Raw genomic sequence first — 17,735 nt, 5'->3', positions numbered from 1 at the left:
TCAACCTCCCCATTCGGTGGCGCTGGAGCCAATATCCGCGCCGGTTACAAAGGCACTGGCTGAGGTAACAGCCTTGGCCACCCCCTTGGAGGTAACGGTGGCGCCGGTGAGGGCGTCCACATTTTCGCCTACGGTAAAGGTGGTGCCATTCCAGAGGAACTGAGACAGGAAGGATACGTCGGAGAGGGCCTCCATGCCAAGCCCGTAGGTCTCCTGCATATCCCGCACCACCAGACCGGCAATGGTGCCGTCCAGATTGACGCCTACCAGCATGGTGATATCGCCGGCATATCCGGCGGTGACCGTTTCGATCACATAGCCGTTATCCGCCTTGTAGACCGCGGAGATAGCCTCGTCCTCGCCGGTGTACTCTTCCTGGACAAAGGACTCTGCGCCGGGCAGAAGGGTGGAGAGGATGGACTGCAGCTCCTGCTCCTTGTTTTCCTGAGCAATGGGGGAGAGCACGGTGGTGCCCAGGAACAAAACCAGGGCGGCGATGAGAAGGGCAGCCACAGGCTGGATCAACTGTTTTATGTTCACTGTACGCCGCCTCCTTTCACAGTGCCAAAGCGCTTGGGGGGTGTGAGCCGGTCCAGGCTCCAGGCACAGGCGTTCATCAGCAGGATGGCATAGGTGACCCCTTCCGGGAAAAGTCCGTAGCAGCGGAAGCAGACGGTGAGTACGCCGCATCCCACGCCGTAGATCAGCTGGCCCTTGGGGGTAACAGGGGAGGTGGCATAGTCCGTGGCCATAAAGAAGGCGCCCAGCAGCACGCCGCCGCCCATCAGGCTGTAGAGCATCCACAGGACGGGATCCTGGCCTTTGGAGAAGATCAGGGTAAGCAGTGCCACAGCGCCCAGGTAGGCCGCCGGAATGCGCCAGGAGATCACCTTACGGAGCAGCAGGTATCCGCCGCCCAGCAGCAGGGCCAGGGCGGACACCTCGCCGATACAGCCGCCCATATTTCCCAGAAATACATCCAGCAGGGACTCCGTAGGCAGCGCGGGCATCTGCATATGGTGCAGAGGAGTGGCGGAGGATACGATGTCCACTGAGACCGACAGCGGGTCCAGGGCGGTACCAGGCGCCGCATAGCGGACCATCCAGCTGGGCCAGAACAGGACCAGGAAAGCCCGGGCAGCCAGGGCAGGGTTAAAGATGTTCTGTCCCAGACCGCCGATCAGCCCCTTGACCACCACAATGGCAAAGACACCGCCCAGAGCCGCCAGCCAGTAGGGGGCGGAGGCGGGGAGGGTCATAGCCAGCAGAACGCCGGTCACCGCTGCGGACAGGTCCGGCAGGGTGTTGCTCTGCCGGGTGACCATGCGGTAGAGCCACTCGGAGAGCAGGCAGGCCAGCACAGTGACCGCGGTAAGGACCAGGGCTCTGATACCAAAGAACCACACACCGGCCACAAGGGCGGGAATCAGCGCGATCAGCACCGCGCCCATCAGACGGCTGGTACGGGACCCGCTGTGAATGTGGGGAGAGGATGTTACAAGCAGTTTCATGCTTTCTTTGCCTCCTTCAGCTGCTGTTTGCCCGCACGGAACCGCTCCACCAGCGGGAGCTGTGCCGGGCAGGTGTAGCTGCAGCTTCCGCACTCGATACAGTCCGTCAAATGCAGCTTCTCAAGTTCCTTCCAGTTCCCGGCCTGTTCAAAGCGGTACAGGTACAGCGGCTGCAGGTGCATGGGGCAAACGGACACGCACTTGGCGCAGCGGATGCAGGTCTGGGTTTTGGTCTGGGGAACTGTGGCTTTCAGGCACAGAATGGCGTTGGTGCCCTTCAGAACCGGCACGGCCAGGTCCTTTTGGGCAAGGCCCATCATAGGACCGCCGGACAGCACTTTTTGGGTGTCCTCCGCCATGCCGCCGGCAGCGTCAATGGCCTGACCGAAGGTGGCACCAATGCGGAAAATCATATTCTTGGGCGCCACAGCTCCGTCGCCGGTGACCGTCACAATGCGGCGGGTGACCGGCTTGCCCTCGTATACCGCCTGATAGACGGCGGCAGCGGTGGCTGCGTTGAACACGGCGCAGCCCACGGCGGCGGGCAGCTTGCCCGGAGGGACCTGCCGGCTGGTTACGGCCTGGATCAGCTGCTTCTCGGCGCCCTGGGGGTAGCGGGTGGGCAGTACCCGCAATTCGATGGATGAGTCCTTGGGCAGGGCGTCCCTCAGAATGCGGATGGCCTCCTGCTTGTTGTCCTCAATGGCGATCACCGTATGCTTGGGTGTGAGGGTATGAATCAGGGTCTCCGTTCCCCGGATCACCTGCTCGGGATAAGTACAGATGAGGGTATCGTCCGCCGTAATATACGGCTCGCACTCACAGGCATTGATGATCACATAGTCCACCTGGCCCAGTGCGGAGAAGGCCTTCACGTCTGTGGGGAATGCGGCGCCGCCCATGCCCACGATGCCTGCATCCCGGATGATGCGGAGGATCTCTTCTCCGGAGAGGTCATGGTGGGCCAGATGGGGCTTTAAGGTGTCGTCCGGTGTATCTGTGTAGTCATTTTCGATCACCACGGACAGCGCTTCGCTGCCGCCGGGGTGGGGACGGGGCTCCACAGCCACCACTTTGCCTGAGACAGAGGCATGGATGGGGGCGCAGATCCCTTCCCCGTCGCCGATCTTTTGTCCCATTTTGACCTGATCGCCGACTTTGACCACAGGGGTGCAGGCTGCGCCGATATGCTGGACCATGGGCAGGACGACCTGCGCCGGCAGGGGTGCGGGAATGGGGGATGCACCCCGGGAGAGAGCTTTATGTCCCTCTGGGTGGATACCACCCCAAAACAATTTTCTCATTCTTTCCACCTCGATGATATGAGCGCTTTGGCTATACGCGGATATACGCCTGAAATCCGGGGCTGTACAGGATGGTTCCGTCCTGACGCACCCACATGGCCTCTGCCTGGAAGGCGTCCAGCAGGGCCTGTCCCGCCTTCTGGGGCAGGGTAAAAAGGGCGGTGGAGAGGGCGTCCGCCACACCGGAATCCCGACACAGAATGGTGACCGAGCGCCAGTGACCGGCAGGATAGTTGGTGTCAGGATCTATGATATGGTGGTATGGAACGCCGTCCACGGTAAAATACCGCTGATAATCTCCGCTGGTGACCACAGAGACATCTTCCACATAGATGGTATGGAGATATTGATCCGGATCTTCCGGGGCCTGAATGCCCACCACCCACGGATGGCCGCTTTCCGGCTTTGGGCCGGTGGGACAGACATTTCCGCCCACGCTGATGAGCAATCCAGAGGGGGTGTTCCGGCAGACCTGCTCCACCGCATAGCCTTTGGCAATGGCGCCAACATCCAGTTTGACCTCCGGGTCAGACAGGAAAACGGTGCGTTTTTCCACGTCGATCTGGATGCTGTCGAGATCCGTGTGGGCTGCGGCCTGTTCCAGGGCAGCCTGGTCCGGCAGTGCCGCCCGGCTGGGGTCGGCTATGCCGGTTTCCCGGGCATCATGCCACAGGCGGAGTACGCTGCCCATGGCGATGTTGACCCTGCCTTCTGTCTGGGTATACAGCTCCTTGCTGAACAACAGCAGGTCAATGATCCGCTGATCCACCTTGATGGGGTGTTCCCAGCCGTGATCGTTGATGGTCTTGATGTTGTTGATTCCCTCGTACTCGTTGTAAATGTCATAGAGCTGATGATATTCCAGCAGTTCATCATGGAAGGCCTGGGCCGTGTCGGTAAAGGCCTCCTCGGTTTCGGCATATCCCACGATGGTGGTGACGGTATCAAACAGGGTCAGAAATGTGGCCTCATAGCGGTTCAGTCCAGTGTCGTCAGACTTTGCGGGGGCTGCTGCGCACCCGCAGAGCAGAACCAGCAGGAGGATCAAAGTGGCCGTTCGCTTCATATAACCTCTACTTTCCAAATGACAGGGGTATCAAGCTGCTGCCTGAAGAAAAACTCAGGCGGCGGCTTTTGCAATCAGGGCCTGGAACTCCCCGATGGCGATGGTGACCGAGGCGGCCAGGTCTGCGTCGGCGGCAGCGCCCTTTTCGGTCACGGCGATCCCCGCCACCTGGTTCAGGGTCTTGCCGGTCACATACGCGCAGAAGGCAGCCACCTGCTCATTCCATTCCTTGCCGATGGGGCTGATCTGGCCCATGCCGTAGTTGTCGCCCAGCTCATTTTTGGTGGGCGGCGCCGCGGTCAGGTCGGTGGTGATCACGCCGGCAGCATCAAAGTCCACATTGGCCTGGACAGCGTCGATGTAGCAGCTGGTGATCACGTCGCCGCTCAGGGTAACGGCGGCCACAGTGGCGGAGGTCTGGACCTGGCCGGGCTCCTCAGCGGTGGCGCTCTTGCTGTTGGCAATGTTGGTGGAGGTGGTCAGAACCAGACGATCTCCCTGCATGGCGCCAAGATGAGTGGCGTTGGAAACCGCCTGCTCAATGGCGTCCAGATAGCCGGCGATGGAGACGGTAACGGAGGCGGCCAGATCCGCGTCGGAGGCCTTGCCCTCCTCGGTCACGGCGATGCCCTTGATCTCCTCCACCGTCTTGCCCTCTACGTAATCGGCCAGAGCCTGAACCTGTTCGTTCCACTCCTTGCCGATGGAACTGACCTGGCCCATACCGTAATTGCTGCCCAGCTCGTTTTTGGAGGGCACCTGGGCGGTCAGGTCGGCAGTCAGGGTTCCGGTGGCGTCAAAGGAGGCCTTTGCCTGGATGGAGTCGATCACGCAGGAGTCGATGACCCCTTCGTCGGTCACAGTGACCGCCACCAGTTCGACGTTGGCCTGGCTGTATCCATCCTCGCCGTCGGCGGCATTTTTGCTGCTGGACAAGCTGGTGCCCAGATAGAGGCCGGTTTTGACCGCGGCATCCGATGTACCTTGCGTGTGTTCCGGAACCGGTTCGGTGACGGCGGGCGCAGATTCCTCAGGCTGGGGGACAGCCACCACCGCCGTGCTGCCGCAGGCGGACAGTGCGCCCATGGTCAGCGTACCGGACAGGATCAGTGCAAGCAGTTTCTTCATTTGTGGTACCTCCTGAATTATGATTCGGTGTGATGTATCTGCTTCATTTCAAAGTGAATGAGAAATGATAACAGCGCACGCAAAAGGATGACCGCCCCCAATACCATCAGCTCATTGAGCTCATGCACCAGGACGGTTTTCAAGATCTCGGCGGCCATTTTGAATTCCAGACTGATGGCCAGCCCGTTGGCCAGGGCAAACTTGACGTCTGACCCGGAGTGGGTGATAAGCCCTTTCAGGTAACGGATAAACGCGCCGGTGGCCGAGACGACCACTACGAAGATGCCCATGATCTCCAGAATTGCGATGATGGTGGGCAGTGCGGTTTCAATCAAATTCTCCAGCATAGGAAACCTCCATGTTTGATACCAAGGGCAGCTGCGCCGCGATCAGGTCCTGACCGGTCTGGTGGGCCGCGGCGATGGGAACCAGGCATACGGCCGGAACATCATCCCGGCACAGAGCCGGTCGAACTGTTTTGCGTGTTTCTCTCATTTCACTGGCCTCTGCGTTTACGCATGACATTCAGCGCCACAAACTGGCCCAGCAATTCCACGGTACCGGCTGTCCCCAAAAGGCTGCTGTTGACCGTCAGATCGTACCGGTCCAGATTGGCCCATTTTTCTCCGGTGTAGAATCCGTACAGCCGGGACCGCTCCCGGTCCTGATAGAGGGCCTCGCGCTGGGCCTGTTCTCTGGAGAGGTGATGCTCCGCCATGATCCGCTGGAGGCGATGCTCCATGTCACAGTGGATAAAGATACGCATGAGGCCTTCCCGCCCAGCCAGTGCATGGTCGGCGCAAAAACCCACCATGACGCATGGACCGGTATCGGCCAGCAGAAGGATCTCTTCCCGCCAGTCCCCGGTTTGTGTGTGGGGCAGGGCGTCCACGTTGTAGTAGGGAATATCCAGATGTTTGGCCAGCCGCTGGCCGATCTCCCGGCCGCCGCTGCCGTACTTTCGTGCGATCGTTATAATCATCTGACTGCTCCACTTCGTGACAAGAATGAGTTTGTCAAAATTATAACAATCCCTGCTTAATGGGGAATTACTGTACCCTTAATATTTGTTAAGGAAAGAGGATGGATGCTTCCCAACGGAAAAACATCCATCCTCTTGCTTATGATATGCTGTTATGGCTGTGTCCATCCTCCTGGGCGGGGAGGGGCAGACGAACGGTGAATGTGGTTCCCTGTCCCAATTCGCTGTGGACGCAGACAGTACCGTGGTGTTCCTCTACGACCTGCTGCACAATGGCCAGACCCAGCCCGGTTCCTTTTCCTCGTTCCTTGGTGGTAAAGAAGGGCTCAAAGATCGTTTCCAGCAGCGAGGGGGCGATTCCCGGGCCTGTATCGGCCACATGGAAGCAGATCCAGTCATCCTCCTGTTCAGTTGTGGCGGTAAGGGTCCCGCCGTCTGTCTCCATGGCCTGGTAAGCGTTCAAAATCAGGTTGAGCAGCATTTGGGACAGCTGGATCTCATTGCCGTGCACCCAGAGGTGCCGGCACTGAAGCTTGCTGCTGACCTGTACCTTGGGCGGTTTCGCCGGCGCGGCGATCTCCAGAACACGCAGCACCAGATCATCCGGCGAGACATACTGAAAAGTGAGGGGGGTATTTTTGCGGGAGAGGTCTGAGAGGCGGGAGATAATGGTCTTTGCCTTTCTGGAAGCCTCGTAAATTTCCAGTACATTGTCATAGGTCTCTTCGGCGTCAGGCGGCAGTTTTTCCAGAACCAGAATGGAGTAACCCATAATGGGGGTCAGAAGGTTGTTGAATTCATGGGCAATGCTGGAGGTCAGGGTGCCAATGATCTCCAGCCGCTGATGGTGGGCCAGAGCCTGGGACTTTTTTGTGACCGCCTCCAGGGCGAGATTTTGTTCCCGCAGCATGATCACTTCCTGCTGGGTCCGCGCATTGCGCCGGGCTACCAGCAGGATGGAGCCAGCCAACAGTAAAATTCCGAGTATGATCATGCTGCTGTAGGCGGCAAGCCGTATGGCGGACATATGGATGGGACGTTTGATGGTTTCATAATTGAGGGAGGCCCCCACTGCAAACACACCATTGTTTCCGGCGGCCGGAATGGCTGCCATGCGCGCCGTATAAGCTTTTGCATCTTTGCTGGTCTGAGCCTGGTAGAAAAGAGATACATCTTCCCCGCGGCTTTGGCAGTTCAGAAGCGCATTTAACTCGTCCTGATCGATCACGCCCTCCCGATCATTCTGGACAAGTGAGGCCGCGGGGCCTTCTTCCGTTTGATATAAGAGTGTGTGTCCCCCTGCGTCCAGAAGCAGAATACGGTCTTGGGTACCGACGATCAGATTTCCCGCCACAGCCTGATAAAATTCCGTAAGCTCGATCAGTACGGCGTATCGCAGATCGCTTTGGATGCTTTTCTGGAAGGAGAGGTAGATCGTTCCTGACGCATCGACGCAGGGGCGGATATCGACGTCTCCCTCCAGACCGGCATTTGGCGGAAACACATAGTCTGTTTTTCCGCGGGAGGAGTAAAGAATGGTTCCGTTGTCGATACACAGGATGTCGTATGTCAAGGGATGCTCTGAAAGGATGGTTGCCTCGATTTGCAAAGCAATTTCTTCCATGCTTCCAGTGTTCCGATAAGCAGTCTCCGCCTCTTCCAGTCCGTCGCGCTGCAGCGTGTGCTTCAGATCCCGGGAAAATTGCTGAATATAGCTGGTGATACTGCGGTCCACCGAGCGGGACAACCCCAAAAGCTGCCGGTCTTCGTTTTGGATCATCATATTTTCGTATTGGTGGAAAACACGAAATACCATAAAAATTCCGGCAAATATGAGGGCGAAAGCCAGCAATATAATCATCAGGAATTTGCGCTCCAGTTTGATGGGCGGTTTCAAGTAAATTCTCCCCTTGCCAAACATATACTCGTCTTTTATACTGGATATCATACTGGAAGAAGCAAGCTGTGTAAAGGGGGATGCACCTTGGCGGATCTTGTACTCATTGTTGATGACGACAGAGCTGTTCTTACCATGCTGTATAAAGTGATCAGCAGCAACGGCATTCAGGCGGATACCGCCGATTCCGGGGAACAGTGCCTTGAGATGCTGGCAAAGAAAAAGTACGACCTGCTTTTGCTGGATATCAATCTGTCCGGTATGGATGGGTTTCAGGTGATCCAGCATATCCGGCGCAACGGAGGCAAGATCCCCATTATGATCGTCAGCGGACGCAAAGAGGATTATGATACCCTCTATGGTCTGGATATTGGTGCAGACGACTATATCACAAAACCCCTCAATCCGGTTACCCTTGCAGCAAAGGTAAAAGCGCTGATCCGCCGCAGCCGGGGGAATCTGCCCGGAGCGGATCAGATCATTACCGCCGGCCCCTTTCAGTATAATACCAGCACGCTCCGTTTCTATAAAAACGGAGAAGAGGTGGTTCTCTCCTCCAAGGAAAACGCCATGATCAAGCTGTTTATGGACAATGTGAATCATATTTTTTCCAAGGATATGATCTACGACCTGGTATGGGGGTCGGCTATCATTGACGAAAATGCCATTATGGTTTATATCAACCGAATCCGCGCAAAGATCGAAGAAAACCCATCCAAGCCCCAATATATCCAGACGGTCCGTGGACTGGGCTACCGCTTTGTAGTTCCATAAAGGACAGAATCATATAAGCTGGCCATCTGTGCTGAATGGACGGGACGTCCAGCAATGTATTTTGGAGGAAGGAATTTGTCTGGAGCTGGGCGTTATTGTGGAAGAAAAGGAGAGGCGGCAAGAGTGCAGGCTTGCAATTCAGCTGAAAGTAGCATATAATAAAGACCGATTCAAGGACCAGCGACATTGGTCGGCTGGTTTTGGAAAGACAGATTATGTCATAAGGGAGTGATATGCGCCGTGAGCGGTGACCCTCTGAGTCGAGAATGCAACACAACTGGCACGGCGTATTGGATCGGCGTTTGACCGGCATGACCGGGAGCGCCCGCACGCCTGTGCCCTTTTTCGGTCCGTTGGTATAAGTGGAGCGGATCGGCGAGACAATAGGTGTGCGGGGATTTTTATGCCTTTTTGGTCCCTGCGCCCAGAAAGGCGTGAGTTAATTGCTTTCCATTCACAAGACCATCAATGGGAAAATGACCAAGCTGGATGCCGTGCAGGACGGCTGCTGGGTCAACCTGACCTATCCCAGCGAGGATGAGCTGAATACGGTAGCGGTAACCCTGGGCGTGGAGCCCTCTTTCCTGCGGGCCGCGCTGGACGAAGAAGAGACCTCCCGTATTGATACCGAAGAGGGGCAGACCCTCATTATCATTGACGCTCCCTCGGTGGAGAAGGACGACGCGGTGGTGTATTCCACCCTGCCTTTGGGCATCATCGTCACTGAGAAGCACATCATTACCGTTTGCCTGAAAGAGACCTCTATTCTGAAGGATTTCCAGGACGGGCTGGTACGCAATGCGGATACCCAGAAGCGGACCCAGTTCATCCTCTATATGCTGCTTCAGGTGGCTAAACGCTTCCTGCAATACCTGAAGCAGATCGACAAGATCTACAACTACATGGAGCGTCAGCTTTACAAGTCCCAGCGGAACAAGGAACTGATCCAGCTGCTGGACCTGGAAAAGTCACTGGTTTACTTTAATACCTCACTGAAAGCCAATGAGGTCACCCTGGAGAAGATCCTCCGCGGCCGCATCATTACCCTCTACGAAGAGGACCATGACCTGCTGGAGGACGTGCTTATCGAGGTACGCCAGGCTATTGAGATGGCCAATATTTATTCCTCCATTATTTCCGGCATGATGGACGCCTTTGCCTCCGTGATCTCCAACAACCTGAACGTGATCATGAAGGTGCTGACCTCCATCACGATCCTGCTGACCATCCCCAATATTTTCTTCAGCTTCTACGGTATGAATGTAGCCAATCTGCCCCTGGATCAGTTCTGGTGGTTCCCGCTGGTGCTGTCTCTGGGCGTGATTCTGGTGACTGGCATCATCCTGAAGAAGAAAGACCTGTTCTAAATTCCGACCCGCTGTCCGGCCTTGCCGCAGCGGGTCGGTCCATTATAGAAGAAAAATTTCAATGAAAAAATCGAGAGCGATTCATATTGTGGTAACATTTTTATGCCATAATAGTTAGCAATGAACTGATTGGCAAAGGGGTTGTCCCCTGGGTATGTGAAGAGAATGGAGGTTTTTCATGGCAAGCAATCCGAATTACTGCAATACTACGCCTGAACTTGAGCGCCTGGCGGCTTTGGCACAGGAAAACAGCTGCATTGATCCGGGCGATTTTGTCAAATATGATGTGAAGCGGGGCCTGCGTGACCTGAACGGCAAGGGCGTGCTTGCCGGACTGACTGAAGTCTCTGATATTGTAGCCAAAAAGGTTGTGGATGGACAGGAGATTCCCTGCGAAGGCAAGCTGTATTACCGCGGTGTGGACGTGGAGCAGTTGGTGGCAGGCGCTCTGAAGGAGGGCCGCTTCGGCTTTGAGGAGACAGCCTATCTGCTTTTGCTGGGCAAGCTGCCCACCAAGGAGGAGCTGGATGGCTTTTCCAAGCAGCTGTCCTATTATCGTTCCCTGCCCAACAACTTTGTGCGGGATGTGATCCTGAAGGCGCCCAGCCATGATATCATGAATTCCCTGGCCCGGAGTGTGCTCAATCTGGCCTCCTATGATGACCGGGCGGATGACATCTCCCTGCCCAATGTCATGCGCCAGTGTGTCCAGCTTATTGCCCTGTTCCCCATGCTCAGTGTCTATGGCTATCAAGCCTGGAACTATAAGAGCGGCAGCAGCCTGTACATCCACGCCCCCCGGCCGGAACTGTCGGCGGCGGAGAACATCCTCTCCCTGCTGCGGGCGGATTCTTCCTACTCCTTCTGGGAGGCCCATGTGTTGGATATTTGTCTGACACTCCATGCCGAGCACGGCGGCGGCAACAACTCCACCTTCACTACCCATGTGGTCACCTCCTCCGGTACCGATACCTATTCCTGTATGGCGGCGGCTCTGGCCTCTCTGAAGGGTCCCAAGCACGGCGGCGCCAACATCAAGGTGGTGCAGATGTTTGATGACATGAAAGAGACCGTGCGGGACTGGAAAGATGAGGACGAAGTACGTCATTACCTGCAGGCTCTGCTCAACAAGCAGGCCTTCGACAAGGCGGGCCTGATCTACGGCATGGGGCATGCGGTTTACTCTCTGTCCGATCCCCGTGCCAACCTGCTCCACTCCTTTGTGGAGAAGCTGTCCCGTGAGAAGGGCCGCAATGAGGAATATGAGCTCTATTCCCTGGTGGCCCGGCTGGGTCCCGAGGTCATCTCCGGAGAGCGGAAGATGTACAAGGGCGTATCCGCCAATGTGGACTTCTATTCCGGCTTTGTGTACCATATGCTGGATCTGCCTCTGGAGCTGTATACGCCTATCTTTGCCATGGCCCGTGTGGCTGGCTGGTCCGCCCACCGCATTGAGGAGCTTATCAATATGGGTAAGATCATCCGTCCTGCCTATAAGTATGTGGGCAGCCATACGGATTATGTGCCCATGGATCAGCGCTGAATGATAGAAAAAGTGCCGTCCTGAAGGACGGCACTTTTTTATGGGTAAAATTCACTTAAGGCTGTGAAGCGACCGCCTCGGCAACCCGGATGCCGTCCACAGCAGCGGAGGTGATGCCGCCGGCGTAACCAGCCCCCTCGCCGCAGGGGTAGAGCCCCCGGATGGCGGATTGGCAGTCTTCCCCCCGGAGGATGCGGACGGGGGAGGAGGAACGGGTCTCCACGCCGGTGAGCAGGCTGTCCGGCGCGGCGAAGCCGTGCAGCTTGCGGTCAAAGATGGGCAGCGCCCCCCGCAGGGTGTCGGTGACGTAATCGGGCAGGCAGCGGTCCAGTTCAGTGGGGGTGACGCCGGGACGGTAGGTCGGTTCCACAGTGCCCAGGGTTTTGGAGGTCTGCCGGGACAGGAAGTCCTTCACGGTCTGGGCAGGGGCGTGGTAAGTCCCGCCGCCCAACTGGAAGGCGGCCTCCTCCCAGTGTTGCTGGAAGGCAACTCCGGCCAGGGGATGGTCGGAGCCGAAGTCGGCTGGACCCACTCCCACCAGAAAACCGCCGTTGATGTTTTTTCCATCTCTGGCCCGATGGCTCATACCGTTGGTCACCAACCGCCCCTTTTCCGAGGCGGCAGCCACCACCTGGCCGCCGGGACAGACACAGAAGGTAAAAGCGGAGCGGCCGTTAGGAAGGTGGCAGGCCAGCTTATAGTCGGCAGCGGGCAGTTTCTCCCAAACCGGACCAAACTGGGCCAGAGAGACAGCGCTCTGGGGATGCTCAATGCGTACCCCGATGGCAAAGGGTTTCTGCTCCATGGGGACACCCGCCTCCAGCAGCATCTGGAAAGTGTCACGGGCAGAGTGGCCGGGGGAGAGGACAAGTGCGTCACAGGACAGGTCGTAGCTTCCCTGAGGGCCTTCCACCGTCAGCCCGGCCACTGCCACATCCCGGAGGATAAGGCCGGTGAGCTGATGGCCAAAGCGCACGTCGCAGCCCAGGCGGATCAGTTCCTGTCGTATGTTTTTCACCACGTCCCGCAGCACGTCGGTGCCGATGTGGGGTTTGTGCTGGTACAGAATATCCTCGGGAGCCCCTGCGCCCACCAGGGTGCGGAATACTGTGGAGATGCGGGGATCATGGGTGCCGGTGGTCAGCTTGCCGTCGGAAAAGGTGCCTGCCCCTCCCTCGCCGAACTGAACGTTGGAGGAGGGGTCCAATAAGCCGGTGGACCAGAACCGCTCTACGTCGTCAGTGCGCTCCTCCACCGGGCGGCCCCGCTCCAGCACAATGGGAGCCAGGCCGTTCCGGGCAAGGAAGAGGGCGGCAAAAAGCCCGGCGGGGCCCATGCCTACCACCACCGGCGGCAGGGAAGAGGTCCGCCGCACGGTTGGGAAAACATAGGGGGCGCTCTGGTGGAGAGAGACGTTTTTGTCCCGGCACCGGGCCATGACCTTGCCTTCGTCGGCCACGGTTGCATCCACCGTGCAGACGTAGTGGACGTCGCTCTTTTTCCGGGCGTCAATGGACTGCCGGGCCAAAGACAGCCCGGTGATGACCTCTGGTTTAACGCCAAGAATGCGGGCGGCCTTTTTTTTCAGCTGGCCTTGGCTGCCGTCAAGGGGCAGGGAGATATTTTGGATGCGGAGCATAGAGTAGTCCTCGTATTTCTCAGAATGCTGGTATTATATCATAAATAAAGAAAAATGGCATCCATCCGTTGTAAAGGATGGGTGCCATTTTTGTTTCAAGTTTAGTAGGACACGCCCTGCCAGATCATAGCGTCGGCCAGCCCCAACCTGCGGGGCAGGTTGGGGACCCCATGATTGGAGCTGCTCGGGCGGAATGAATCCGCCCGGCATTAAGGTTTTGCCTGCCGGTAAAACGCTTGTACGGCGCTTGCGCGCCGCCCCATCTTTGATGGGGCCCCGGTGGCCGACGAAAAAGGAGGGACGCGGCGCTGCCGCGTCCCTCCTTGGAAAGTCAGCATAAGGGGGCGTTGCTTAGTAGGACACGCCCTGCCAGATCATAGCGTCGGCCACCTTCATGAAGCCGGCGATGTTGGCGCCCGCCACCAGGTTGCCGGGCATACCGTACTCCTCGGCAGCCTTGGCAGCATTGTGGTAGATGTTGGTCATAATGTCGTGGAGCTTCTGGTCCACTTCCTCAAAGGTCCAGCTCAGGCGCATGGAGTTCTGGCTCATCTCCAGACCGGAAGTAGCCACGCCGCCAGCGTTGGAAGCCTTGGCGGGGGCAAAGAGCACGCCGTGCTCCTGGAACCAGGCAACCGCCTCGGGAGTGGAGGGCATATTGGCGCCCTCGGCCACGGCAAAGCAGCCGTGCTCCACCAGAGCCTTGGCGCCCTCCAGGGGCAGCTCGTTCTGGGTGGCGCAGGGGAGAGCGATGCCGCAGGGAACGGTCCAGATGCCCTGGCAGCCCTCGTAATACTTGGCGGTGGGGACGTAATCCAGGTAGGTCTTGATGCGGTCCCGTTTGACCTCCTTGATCTCCTTGATTACCTTGTAGTCGATGCCGTTCTCGTCCACAATGTAGCCATTGGAGTCACTCATGGCGATGACCTTACCGCCCAGCTGAGTGGCCTTCTGGTTGGCGTAGATGGCCACGTTGCCGGAGCCGGAGATCACCACGCTCTGGCCCTGGAAGGACTTGCCGGCGGCCTTGAGCATCTCGTTGGTAAAGTAGCACAGGCCGTAGCCGGTGGCCTCGGTGCGGGCCAGAGAGCCGCCATAGGTCAGGCCCTTGCCGGTGAGCACGCCGTTGAACTCGTTGCGGATACGCTTATACTGGCCAAACAGGTAGCCGATCTCACGAGCGCCCACGCCGATATCGCCGGCGGGCACGTCGGTGTCGGGACCGATGTGCCGCTGCAGCTCAGTCATGAAGGACTGGCAGAAACGCATGACCTCGTTGCTGCTCTTGCCCTTGGGATCAAAGTCAGAGCCGCCTTTGCCGCCGCCCATGGGCAGGCCGGTCAGGGAGTTCTTAAACACCTGCTCAAAGCCCAGGAACTTGATGATGGACAGGTTGACGGAGGGGTGGAAGCGCAGGCCGCCCTTGGAGGGGCCGATGGCAGTGGAGAACTGCACCCGGTAACCGCGGTTTACCTGGACCTGGCCCTTATCGTCCACCCAGGACACACGGAACAACAGGCTGCGCTCAGGCTCCACCATGCGGTCCATAATGCCCATCTTGGCCAGCTCGGGCTTCTGGTTAAACACGGGCTGGAGGGATTCCATAACCTCACCTACAGCCTGGAGGAACTCGGGCTCATGGGAGTTCTTCTTGCAGACGCCGTCATACACGCTCTGAAGGTAAGAATTGGTGATCGTAAATGCCATATTGCCAAACCCCTTTGCCTGGCGGCCCTGCGGGACCAGCCAAAATTTAATCATGCTCAGCTGTTTAGAGGAACACTTTGCTATGTTGAAGTTATTATAATGCATACGTTCATGAAATGCAAGAGAAAAAATAAGAATTGCATATTTGACGAAAAATGCTTGATTTGACCGGGGGGAAGTGCACCAGTTTGACTGCTGGGTTGCAAAGAAGAACGGGCGATCGCATTGACGACCGCCCGTGTCATATGTACTACCTTAATTCTTCTTTTTGCCGACCACACAGAGGATGATACCGACTACCAGCAGGATCACGCCAATGACGATAAACATGGTGCCGGGGTTAGCGGTACCGCTGCTCATGATGCTGGTGAACTGGGCCTCCAAGCTGTTGTTCTGCATAAAACCGTAACCGGCACAGCCAATACCGGCGATGATCAGAATGATACCCAGAATAAACATATGGATACTCCTTTCTTTTTGTGCTCTCTTTTTCAGTTTCCTTGCGGAGGGAAAAGACCCTTTGGACATATGGGCCAGATGGCAACTATTATACTCAGGTTTGGCGGAAAGTCAATCGAAATCCGTAATAAATTTTGCATATTAACATAGGATAATAAATATAAGATATGAAAATGAAAACTCTTTGACGGAAGGAGAAAAAAGCATTATACTTAAATTAGGATAGGAGGTGTTCTTATGAAACACATCGTCATTACCATCGGTCGTGAGTACGGTTCCGGCGGACGGCTTATTGCCAAGCAGTTGTCCGAAGAGATGGGCATCACATTTTACGACAAACAGCTGATCTCCGATGTGGCAAAAAAGACAGGCTTCTCCGAGCACTTTATCCGCAATGCCGAGCATCAGCGCCCCACCAATAGTTTTCTCTATGATCTCTATACCAGCGTACAGACGCCATCGGTTCCCGATCAGGTGTTTATCGCGCAGGCTAAAGTTATCAAGGAGGCCGCTGACAGGGAATCCTGTGTCATTGTGGGCCGCTGCGCCGACTATATCCTTCGGGATCACCCCCGCTGCCTGAAGGTATTTGTCAATGCACCTCTGGATCAGCGGATCCGCCGGGCTCGGGAGGAGTACGGTGTACAGGAGAACAATCTGGAGAGCTATGTTATCCGCCAGGACAAGGCAAGAGCCTCCTATTATAATTATTTTGCCACCGGCCGTTGGGGACAGAGCCGGGAGTATGATCTGTGCGTCAACAGCCGTATCGGTATCGATGCCTGCGTGGCTGTAATCAAGGCTGCCGCCCAGGCACTTGCGGACACATAAATTGCCTGATAAAAACCGCTCAAAACGGGCGCGCTGTATATCCCAGCGCGCCCGTTTTCTGTTATGCCGGATCTTTACCAAGGGATGCTTGAATACGCTGGGCAGGCTATGTTATGATGATTTTGCTTGAAAACCCTTTTGACAACCAGCGGTTGTGGAAGTTCAAGCCAAACTTTATGGTATGAAACCGGATCGTTTGATAGTCTGGAACTGTCCGGTGACGCCGGGAGAAAGGATGGCGAGCAAGGATGACCTTGGGAGAGCGGATTCTGAATTACCGCAAACGCGCGGGCCTGTCTCAGGAAGGGTTGGCCGAACTGCTGGGAGTGTCCCGCCAGGCGGTGAGCAAGTGGGAGGGTGACGCTGCCCAGCCGGAATTGGATAAGATCGTGGCCTTGGCCAAACTATTTGGGATCACAACAGACCAGCTGCTGTTAGGGGAGAGGCCTGATCCGGGCCTGCCCACAGAGGCGGCACCTGAGAGGAGAGAACCCAGATGGTATCTGCTGGGGATTTTACCGCTGGCAGTGGGGAGCTATCTGTTGATACGGGGGCTGCTGCAGCTTTTGACCATAAATGGCCTGTGGGAGTTTATGAAGTTGCCCGAATGTCTGCCATAGGGGGATAAGGAAATGGATCTCGGCTTTTATAGTAGTAGTATAGATCGTGTGATATCTATCATGTATGGTCCCATCATCGCCCAGATTGTATTGGGCGGAATCCTGGCAGCGGCAGGCGTTTTTATTCTGGTGCTGGGACACCGCCGTTACCGCCGCAAACATGAAAAGTAAGGTGAAATAAAAAAGTTTTCGGAATTTGAAAAAAACACTTGACGGCAGAGTTAAGTTGTGCTATCTTAATATCAGAAATGATAATCATTACTGATTAGCACTTCCAGCTAACCCGAAATTGAATAAAATAAATCATTAAATTAGGAGGAAAATCACATGAAAAAGTGGGTCTGCTCTGTTTGCGGTTATGTTCACGAGGGGGATTCCGCCCCTGATTTCTGCCCCATCTGTAAGGCTCCCAAGGAGAAGTTCGTGCTCCAGGGTGGCGATCGTACCTGGGCTGCTGAGCACGTTGTCGGTGTTGCCAAGGGCGCTCCCGAGGAGATCATCCAGGGCCTGCGCATGAACTTTGAGGGCGAGTGCTCCGAGGTCGGTATGTATCTGGCCATGAGCCGTGTGGCTCATCGTGAGGGCTACCCCGAGATCGGCCTGTACTGGGAGAAGGCCGCTCTGGAGGAGGCCGAGCACGCCGCCAAGTTTGCCGAGCTGCTGGGTGAGGTTCTGACCGATTCCACCAAGAAGAACCTGGAGATGCGTGTGGACGCCGAGAACGGCGCTACCGCCGGCAAGTTCGAGCTGGCCAAGCTGGCCAAGGAGCACAACCTGGACGCCATCCACGACACCGTCCACGAGATGGCTCGCGACGAGGCCCGCCACGGCAAGGCTTTCGAGGGCCTGCTGAAGCGTTACTTCGGCTAATCTGAATACCTAAAAGATCCCGGTCCAACGGACCGGG

The 17,735-nt window shown here is 56.7% G+C and carries 19 protein-coding genes; 7 read left to right on the top strand and 12 right to left on the bottom strand.

What is annotated here, in order from left to right:
• The 9 genes from WHJ28_RS06680 to WHJ28_RS06640 all read right to left on the bottom strand — a co-directional run bounded on the left by WHJ28_RS06680 (position 1) and on the right by WHJ28_RS06640 (position 7,771).
• Positions 1 to 540, bottom strand: a complete 540-nt coding sequence (locus WHJ28_RS06680) for an RnfABCDGE type electron transport complex subunit G (RefSeq protein ID WP_340040889.1) — start codon at positions 538 to 540, stop codon at positions 1 to 3.
• On the bottom strand, positions 537 to 1,511 hold the full coding sequence (locus WHJ28_RS06675) for an RnfABCDGE type electron transport complex subunit D (protein ID WP_340040887.1): 975 nt from the start codon (positions 1,509 to 1,511) through the stop codon (positions 537 to 539). The genes WHJ28_RS06680 and WHJ28_RS06675 overlap by 4 nt, the downstream gene beginning before the upstream one ends.
• Positions 1,508 to 2,815 carry an electron transport complex subunit RsxC gene (rsxC, locus tag WHJ28_RS06670; RefSeq protein ID WP_340040885.1) on the bottom strand — a complete coding sequence of 436 codons (1,308 nt, stop codon included), beginning with the start codon at positions 2,813 to 2,815 and terminating at the stop codon, positions 1,508 to 1,510. Before rsxC ends, WHJ28_RS06675 begins: the two co-directional genes overlap by 4 nt.
• A 31-nt stretch (positions 2,816 to 2,846) precedes the next feature.
• Positions 2,847 to 3,881, bottom strand: a complete 1,035-nt coding sequence (locus tag WHJ28_RS06665; protein WP_340040883.1) for an FAD:protein FMN transferase — start codon at positions 3,879 to 3,881, stop codon at positions 2,847 to 2,849.
• A gap of 54 nt (positions 3,882 to 3,935) precedes the next feature.
• On the bottom strand, positions 3,936 to 5,009 hold the full coding sequence (locus WHJ28_RS06660) for a hypothetical protein (RefSeq protein WP_340040881.1): 1,074 nt from the start codon (positions 5,007 to 5,009) through the stop codon (positions 3,936 to 3,938).
• Positions 5,010 to 5,026: 17 nt separating this feature from the next.
• On the bottom strand, positions 5,027 to 5,356 hold the full coding sequence (locus tag WHJ28_RS06655; protein ID WP_340040879.1) for a DUF1622 domain-containing protein: 330 nt from the start codon (positions 5,354 to 5,356) through the stop codon (positions 5,027 to 5,029).
• Positions 5,337 to 5,504 (bottom strand): hypothetical protein, encoded by a 168-nt coding sequence (locus WHJ28_RS06650; protein ID WP_340040877.1) that lies wholly within the window; start codon positions 5,502 to 5,504, stop codon positions 5,337 to 5,339. The genes WHJ28_RS06655 and WHJ28_RS06650 overlap by 20 nt, the downstream gene beginning before the upstream one ends.
• 1 nt (position 5,505) lies before the next feature.
• A complete protein-coding gene (locus WHJ28_RS06645) occupies positions 5,506 to 5,991 on the bottom strand; it encodes a cytidylate kinase-like family protein (protein WP_340040875.1) in 486 nt (161 codons plus the stop codon).
• A 139-nt stretch (positions 5,992 to 6,130) separates the two neighbouring features.
• Positions 6,131 to 7,771 carry a sensor histidine kinase gene (locus tag WHJ28_RS06640; RefSeq protein WP_340040873.1) on the bottom strand — a complete coding sequence of 547 codons (1,641 nt, stop codon included), beginning with the start codon at positions 7,769 to 7,771 and terminating at the stop codon, positions 6,131 to 6,133.
• Positions 7,772 to 7,975: 204 nt separating this feature from the next.
• Here WHJ28_RS06640 and WHJ28_RS06635 point away from each other — a divergent pair, with 204 nt between their 5' ends.
• The 3 genes from WHJ28_RS06635 (at position 7,976) to WHJ28_RS06625 (ending at position 11,572) form a co-directional block, all read left to right on the top strand.
• Positions 7,976 to 8,662, top strand: coding sequence for a response regulator transcription factor (locus WHJ28_RS06635; protein ID WP_340040871.1), 687 nt, complete (start codon positions 7,976 to 7,978; stop codon positions 8,660 to 8,662).
• A gap of 443 nt (positions 8,663 to 9,105) precedes the next feature.
• Positions 9,106 to 10,029, top strand: a complete 924-nt coding sequence (locus WHJ28_RS06630; protein ID WP_340040869.1) for a magnesium transporter CorA family protein — start codon at positions 9,106 to 9,108, stop codon at positions 10,027 to 10,029.
• A gap of 178 nt (positions 10,030 to 10,207) precedes the next feature.
• Positions 10,208 to 11,572: a citrate/2-methylcitrate synthase gene (locus WHJ28_RS06625; RefSeq protein ID WP_340040867.1), complete on the top strand. Its 1,365-nt coding sequence runs from the start codon at positions 10,208 to 10,210 to the stop codon at positions 11,570 to 11,572.
• A gap of 55 nt (positions 11,573 to 11,627) precedes the next feature.
• Here WHJ28_RS06625 and WHJ28_RS06620 read toward each other — a convergent pair whose 3' ends face one another.
• From WHJ28_RS06620 to WHJ28_RS06610, 3 genes are all read right to left on the bottom strand, one after another.
• Positions 11,628 to 13,211 carry an NAD(P)/FAD-dependent oxidoreductase gene (locus tag WHJ28_RS06620; protein ID WP_340040865.1) on the bottom strand — a complete coding sequence of 528 codons (1,584 nt, stop codon included), beginning with the start codon at positions 13,209 to 13,211 and terminating at the stop codon, positions 11,628 to 11,630.
• Between the two features lie 351 nt (positions 13,212 to 13,562).
• On the bottom strand, positions 13,563 to 14,918 hold the full coding sequence (gene gdhA / locus WHJ28_RS06615) for an NADP-specific glutamate dehydrogenase (protein ID WP_340040863.1): 1,356 nt from the start codon (positions 14,916 to 14,918) through the stop codon (positions 13,563 to 13,565).
• A 255-nt stretch (positions 14,919 to 15,173) separates the two neighbouring features.
• Positions 15,174 to 15,377, bottom strand: coding sequence for a DUF3185 family protein (locus tag WHJ28_RS06610; RefSeq protein WP_087189328.1), 204 nt, complete (start codon positions 15,375 to 15,377; stop codon positions 15,174 to 15,176).
• 237 nt (positions 15,378 to 15,614) lie between these two features.
• On the opposite strand from WHJ28_RS06610, the gene WHJ28_RS06605 reads away from it, so the two are divergent.
• The 4 genes from WHJ28_RS06605 to WHJ28_RS06590 all read left to right on the top strand — a co-directional run bounded on the left by WHJ28_RS06605 (position 15,615) and on the right by WHJ28_RS06590 (position 17,698).
• Positions 15,615 to 16,208, top strand: a complete 594-nt coding sequence (locus WHJ28_RS06605) for a cytidylate kinase-like family protein (protein ID WP_340040860.1) — start codon at positions 15,615 to 15,617, stop codon at positions 16,206 to 16,208.
• Positions 16,209 to 16,456: 248 nt separating this feature from the next.
• On the top strand, positions 16,457 to 16,828 hold the full coding sequence (locus WHJ28_RS06600) for a helix-turn-helix domain-containing protein (protein WP_340040858.1): 372 nt from the start codon (positions 16,457 to 16,459) through the stop codon (positions 16,826 to 16,828).
• A gap of 12 nt (positions 16,829 to 16,840) precedes the next feature.
• Positions 16,841 to 16,999, top strand: coding sequence for a hypothetical protein (locus WHJ28_RS06595; RefSeq protein WP_340040856.1), 159 nt, complete (start codon positions 16,841 to 16,843; stop codon positions 16,997 to 16,999).
• Between the two features lie 156 nt (positions 17,000 to 17,155).
• Positions 17,156 to 17,698 (top strand): NADH peroxidase, encoded by a 543-nt coding sequence (locus WHJ28_RS06590; protein WP_340040854.1) that lies wholly within the window; start codon positions 17,156 to 17,158, stop codon positions 17,696 to 17,698.
• Positions 17,699 to 17,735: the final 37 nt, after the last annotated feature.

The organism is Flavonifractor porci, assembly GCF_037572415.1.
Classification (GTDB): Bacteria; Bacillota; Clostridia; order Oscillospirales; family Oscillospiraceae; genus Flavonifractor; species Flavonifractor porci.
This window is presented reverse-complemented; position numbering and strand designations above follow the sequence as displayed.

Coding starts and splice junctions, on each gene's coding strand:
- WHJ28_RS06595 (WP_340040856.1), top strand. CDS start 16,841: ATGGATCTCGGCTTTTATAGTAGTAGTATAGATCGTGTGATATCTATC.
- WHJ28_RS06675 (WP_340040887.1), bottom strand. CDS start 1,511: ATGAAACTGCTTGTAACATCCTCTCCCCACATTCACAGCGGGTCCCGT.
- WHJ28_RS06645 (WP_340040875.1), bottom strand. CDS start 5,991: ATGATTATAACGATCGCACGAAAGTACGGCAGCGGCGGCCGGGAGATC.
- WHJ28_RS06620 (WP_340040865.1), bottom strand. CDS start 13,211: ATGCTCCGCATCCAAAATATCTCCCTGCCCCTTGACGGCAGCCAAGGC.
- WHJ28_RS06605 (WP_340040860.1), top strand. CDS start 15,615: ATGAAACACATCGTCATTACCATCGGTCGTGAGTACGGTTCCGGCGGA.
- WHJ28_RS06625 (WP_340040867.1), top strand. CDS start 10,208: ATGGCAAGCAATCCGAATTACTGCAATACTACGCCTGAACTTGAGCGC.
- WHJ28_RS06640 (WP_340040873.1), bottom strand. CDS start 7,771: ATGATCCAAAACGAAGACCGGCAGCTTTTGGGGTTGTCCCGCTCGGTG.
- WHJ28_RS06600 (WP_340040858.1), top strand. CDS start 16,457: ATGACCTTGGGAGAGCGGATTCTGAATTACCGCAAACGCGCGGGCCTG.
- gdhA (WP_340040863.1), bottom strand. CDS start 14,918: ATGGCATTTACGATCACCAATTCTTACCTTCAGAGCGTGTATGACGGC.
- WHJ28_RS06665 (WP_340040883.1), bottom strand. CDS start 3,881: ATGAAGCGAACGGCCACTTTGATCCTCCTGCTGGTTCTGCTCTGCGGG.
- rsxC (WP_340040885.1), bottom strand. CDS start 2,815: ATGAGAAAATTGTTTTGGGGTGGTATCCACCCAGAGGGACATAAAGCT.
- WHJ28_RS06655 (WP_340040879.1), bottom strand. CDS start 5,356: ATGCTGGAGAATTTGATTGAAACCGCACTGCCCACCATCATCGCAATT.
- WHJ28_RS06590 (WP_340040854.1), top strand. CDS start 17,156: ATGAAAAAGTGGGTCTGCTCTGTTTGCGGTTATGTTCACGAGGGGGAT.
- WHJ28_RS06610 (WP_087189328.1), bottom strand. CDS start 15,377: ATGTTTATTCTGGGTATCATTCTGATCATCGCCGGTATTGGCTGTGCC.
- WHJ28_RS06660 (WP_340040881.1), bottom strand. CDS start 5,009: ATGAAGAAACTGCTTGCACTGATCCTGTCCGGTACGCTGACCATGGGC.
- WHJ28_RS06650 (WP_340040877.1), bottom strand. CDS start 5,504: ATGAGAGAAACACGCAAAACAGTTCGACCGGCTCTGTGCCGGGATGAT.